Origin of the sequence: Photorhabdus hainanensis (assembly GCF_018448965.1) — a bacterium.
Lineage (GTDB): Bacteria > Pseudomonadota > Gammaproteobacteria > Enterobacterales > Enterobacteriaceae > Photorhabdus > Photorhabdus akhurstii.
Map to the genome: position 1 here is coordinate 1 of NZ_RCWD01000078.1, position 4716 is coordinate 4716.

Genomic DNA, 4716 nt, shown 5'->3' on the forward strand with positions numbered 1-4716 from the left:
CTACCAGGATTGCGCCGTCCATCTGAGCCGCGCCGGTGATCATGTTTTTCACATAGTCGGCGTGGCCTGGGCAGTCAACGTGCGCATAGTGGCGGCTTGGGGTGTCGTATTCTACGTGAGAAGTAGAAATGGTGATACCACGCGCTTTTTCTTCTGGCGCGTTATCGATTTGATCGAATGCACGAGCGTTACCACCGTAGGTTTTAGCCAGTACAGTAGTGATAGCAGCAGTCAGGGTAGTTTTACCGTGGTCAACGTGGCCGATAGTACCAACGTTAACGTGCGGTTTTGTACGTTCAAACTTTTCTTTAGACATTAGATTGCCCCTCTAAGACACGGAATCGGTGGTTCCACCACATCAACCAAGCAATTGCTCGTTGAATATCGCTTACAGGAATAAAATCGGGAGACAAGGACATTAAGGAAGTGGTGCTGATAGGCAGATTCGAACTGCCGACCTCACCCTTACCAAGGGTGTGCTCTACCAACTGAGCTATATCAGCACATCTTGGAGCGGGCAGCGGGAATCGAACCCGCATCATCAGCTTGGAAGGCTGAGGTAATAGCCATTATACGATGCCCGCATTGAACTCGGCTACCTGACTTTAATCAGCTGTATGTTGATCTCGATATACTTTACTTTCATTAAGTACTAAAAGAACATCAAGATTAAATCTGATTCTTTGGTGGTGGGGGAAGGATTCGAACCTTCGAAGTCTGTGACGGCAGATTTACAGTCTGCTCCCTTTGGCCGCTCGGGAACCCCACCTTTTCCAAATTTTTAATGGTGCCGGCACCAAGAATCGAACTCGGGACCTACTGATTACAAGTCAGTTGCTCTACCAACTGAGCTATGCCGGCATCAAGTGCTGCGCATTCTAGGCAGTGTGAGCGCACTATGCAACAAAAAAATTGCTCCCCTTGATCATTCGGTCATAAAATACTCATTTTCATTCAATTAGCTGTTTTTTTCAATATATTTAGCTCAAATAATAAACACAAAATTACATGTAACTATCAAGGAACTGATCACAATGCCCGATAAAACTTGATAGGTCGCTTCATCATTGTGTCATTTGAATTTCCATCATTATAAACAAGCAGCTAAAGCTAACATTAAGTAAAGCAACTCAATTTTTTACGATTCTGCATTTCTTACAAAAAAAACCGCTAAAAATATAAAAAAGCCTACGCCTGCCGCTCATCAGTCGATATCATGCGATTTATTTTTTGTCGGGTACAGGTTGTTTATTACAACTTGTCCAACCTGCACAAACAGGCAGATGTTGGTTTATGAATAAAAAAGAACCTTTTTTGGCTACTCCATATTTGCAATTCAATCGTGAACAATGGGCAACCCTACGTGATTCAGTTCCACTGACATTAACAAAGGAAGAGTTAATTGATTTAAAAGGAATTAATGAAGAAATTTCTTTAGAAGAAGTTGTTGAGATTTATCTTCCTTTGTCTCGTTTGCTCAATTTTTATATTAGTTCAAATTTACGTCGTCAAGCAGTGCTCGAACAATTTCTAGGTACTGATGGACAAAAAGTCTCTTATGTCATAGGAATTGCCGGCAGTGTTGCTGTTGGTAAAAGTACTACTGCGCGTTTATTGCAAGCCCTGCTAAGTCGGTGGCCTGAACACAGAAGTGTAGAATTAATTACTACAGATGGTTTTCTACATTCTAACAGCGTGCTAAATGAACGTGGATTGATGAAAAAGAAAGGATTCCCGCAATCATATGATATGCATAGTTTAGTGAAATTTGTATCTGATATTAAATCGGGGTCTAAACAAGTATCCGCACCAGTTTACTCTCATCTTACTTATGATATCGTACCAAATGAGCAAAAACTCATTAAACAACCAGACATTTTGATTCTAGAAGGTTTGAATGTATTACAAAGCGGTATGGATTATCCTCATGATCCACACCATGTATTTGTCTCTGATTTTGTCGACTTTTCTATCTACGTCGACGCACCAGAAACATTACTCAAGAGTTGGTATATCAGTCGTTTCTTAAAATTCCGCCAAGGTGCTTTTTCCGATCCAGACTCTTATTTCCACAGCTATTCCAAGCTATCAGAAGAAGAAGCTATAAATACTGCATCTGATATTTGGCAAGAGATCAATGGACTGAATTTGCGACAAAATATTTTACCAACTCGAGAACGCGCAAGCTTAATCATGACAAAAGGTACTAACCACACTATTGAAAGCGTAAGGCTACGTAAGTAAAAAATAGCTTCCGAACCCGGAAGATATTTCTCTTCCGGTCGTTTCTAACAACCTCTTAAAGAAATTTCTCCGCCGATATATGGGGTTATAACACCATTCTGATCAAGTAACAAAGCACCTTGCTGATTAATACCCCTAGCTATACCATACACTTCCTGACTACCAATAATTAATTTCACCGGTCTATCCATAAAATTATCTAACTCAAACCACCGAGAAACAAATGAAGACAAACCTTCATTTTCAAACTGAATTAGAGCTTTCCTTAAATCAAGTATTATTTCTACAGCCAATTTATTACGATCAATTTCAATTCCTGCTTGCAACAAATTAATCCATTGCTGATTAATAGACTCTTCGTCCTTATGATCCATCGAAATATTTATACCCGCACCTATTACAACCTGAGCAGCATCACCAGTCTTTCCTATTAGTTCAACTAAGATTCCCGCCAATTTCTTATCATCAAGATATAAATCATTTGGCCATTTTACCCTAATTCTATCCGCGCCAAATCGATGTAATACTTCAGCAATAACAATGCCAACAACCAGACTCAATCCGATTGCAGCAGCAGGTCCTTGTTCAAGGCGCCAGTACATAGATAAATAAAGATTTTTACCAAAGGGCGAAACCCATTTCCTTCCACGCCTCCCTCTGCCAGCATACTGGTACTCTGCAACACAAGCATCCCCTGATTTCAAATCAGATAAACGTTCAAGCAAGTACTGATTAGTCGAGTCAATAACTGGCAAAACAGTTATACGATCCTGAGGCAAGTATTGAAAAATAGTAGATTCATCAAGTAACTGCATAGGTGCCATAAGGCTATAACCCTTGCCTGGTGTTGTTTCTAGTTCAATTCCCCATTCACGGATTGTCTGTATATGTTTATTAATTCCAGCTCTACTCATCCCTAAATCTTGTCCCAACTGTTGGCCGGAATGAACGTTACCGTCAGACAAAATCTTAATCAACTGTAATGGCACGGTTATATCTTTCATGAAATACATTCCACAGCATCAATTTCGCCTTTAGTACCAATAAAACGAACCTCCGGTTCAAGTAATACACCAAACTTACTTATCACTTGCTGGCGAATGTAGGCAGCCAATGAAACTATATCCTCGCCTGTAGCATTTTCCTGATTTATCAATACCAAAGCTTGTCTAAGATGCACAGATGCACCTCCAATGCGATAACCTTTTAAATTACAATGTTCAATGAGCCAACCCGCCGCTAATTTAAACATTCCATGTGTGTAAGGATATTGGGGGCTATCAGGATAATTTTCTTTTATTTTCGCCGCAACTTCCGCACTGACAATTGGGTTTTTGAAGAAACTCCCCGCGTTTCCTGTCATTGCAGGATCAGGTAATTTACTGGTGCGCATTGCACACACTGAATCAAAAATCTGCTGAGGAGTTACATTGTCTTTCGACAGCCTAGTTAGATCACCGTAGTTCAATATCGGCTGCCAATTCTTATTCAACAATAACCCTACAGAGATAATAGAATGATTTGCTTTATATTTATGCTTAAAAATACTATCCCGATATCCAAACTGACATTCATCAACACTAAGGCGCGTTTGTTCCCCAGTTTCTAGATTAAGAACATCTACATATTCACACACATCTCTAAATTCAACACCATATGCACCAATATTTTGAATTGGTGCCGCACCAGCGCAACCAGGAATTAAAGCTAAATTCTCTAATCCATAGATTTGATTTTTAAGAGAATGGCAGACTAATTCATGCCAATTTTCTCCTGCCCCTACATGTAAATGCCACGATTCATCTGTTTCCTGCTGTTGAATCCCCATAATTCTATTCAGAATCACAGTTCCTTCAAAGTTTCCAGTAAATAAGACATTACTGCCACCACCAAGCAGTACTACAGGTTGTTCTTCGTTTTTGGCTTTCTGCCATAACGCTAATAAGGACTCAGCAGATTCAGCTATATCTAAACGTTTAGCATAGGCTGATAACCCAAAGGTATTAAACTCTTTAAGAGAAAGCATTTACTCAATACTCAATAAAGCTATTTAATAAGTAGTTTATCAGCTATAGACGTGGAAAACAGTTGGAAAAATAAGTTAGTTCTTTATTAAATGCAAAAAGGCCACCCCTCTGGATGGCCTTTCCGTTTCGAAATAATGTCTGGCAGTGTCCTACTCTCACATGGGGAGACCCCACACTACCATCGGCGCTACGGCGTTTCACTGCTGAGTTCGGCATGGGGTCAGGTGGGACCGCCGCGCTATCGCCGCCAGGCATATTCCGTTTTATTCCAACCCTTGTCTGACTCTAAGTCACCACAACCATTGGAACCAATCTCTGAACAAGCTGAAATCTGTCTCTCTTCTGTCTTCCGACTTCTGTTTGCTGTCTTCCGACACCAAAACCCCTTCGGCGTTGTAAGGTTAAGCCGCTCGGCTCATTAGTACTGGTCAGCTCAACGCATCGC

The 4716-nt window shown here is 40.6% G+C and carries 4 protein-coding genes, 4 tRNA genes and 1 rRNA gene; 1 reads left to right on the forward strand and 8 read right to left on the reverse strand.

Annotation, left to right across the window (positions count from 1 at the left end; translation table 11 throughout):
- From EAE92_RS23690 to EAE92_RS23710, 5 genes are all read right to left on the reverse strand, one after another.
- A partial coding sequence (locus EAE92_RS23690; protein ID WP_246545385.1) for a GTP-binding protein occupies positions 1 to 316 on the reverse strand: 316 nt, incomplete at its 3' end.
- 111 nt (positions 317 to 427) lie between these two features.
- A tRNA-Thr gene (locus EAE92_RS23695) sits at positions 428 to 503 on the reverse strand.
- Between the two features lie 6 nt (positions 504 to 509).
- Positions 510 to 584: transfer RNA gene (locus EAE92_RS23700), tRNA-Gly, on the reverse strand.
- A gap of 100 nt (positions 585 to 684) precedes the next feature.
- Positions 685 to 769 (reverse strand) — tRNA-Tyr (locus tag EAE92_RS23705).
- Positions 770 to 785: 16 nt separating this feature from the next.
- Positions 786 to 861: transfer RNA gene (locus EAE92_RS23710), tRNA-Thr, on the reverse strand.
- A 432-nt stretch (positions 862 to 1293) separates the two neighbouring features.
- On the opposite strand from EAE92_RS23710, the gene coaA reads away from it, so the two are divergent.
- Positions 1294 to 2244, forward strand: a complete 951-nt coding sequence (coaA, locus tag EAE92_RS23715) for a type I pantothenate kinase (RefSeq protein ID WP_105399815.1) — start codon at positions 1294 to 1296, stop codon at positions 2242 to 2244.
- Between the two features lie 44 nt (positions 2245 to 2288).
- On the opposite strand, the gene birA is transcribed toward coaA, so the two are convergent.
- The 3 genes from birA to rrf all read right to left on the reverse strand — a co-directional run bounded on the left by birA (position 2289) and on the right by rrf (position 4523).
- Positions 2289 to 3248, reverse strand: coding sequence for a bifunctional biotin--[acetyl-CoA-carboxylase] ligase/biotin operon repressor BirA (gene birA, locus EAE92_RS23720; protein WP_214069819.1), 960 nt, complete (start codon positions 3246 to 3248; stop codon positions 2289 to 2291).
- Positions 3245 to 4270 (reverse strand): UDP-N-acetylmuramate dehydrogenase, encoded by a 1026-nt coding sequence (gene murB, locus EAE92_RS23725; RefSeq protein ID WP_214069820.1) that lies wholly within the window; start codon positions 4268 to 4270, stop codon positions 3245 to 3247. Before murB ends, birA begins: the two co-directional genes overlap by 4 nt.
- Positions 4271 to 4407: 137 nt before the next feature.
- Positions 4408 to 4523 (reverse strand): 5S ribosomal RNA (rrf, locus tag EAE92_RS23730).
- Positions 4524 to 4716: the final 193 nt, after the last annotated feature.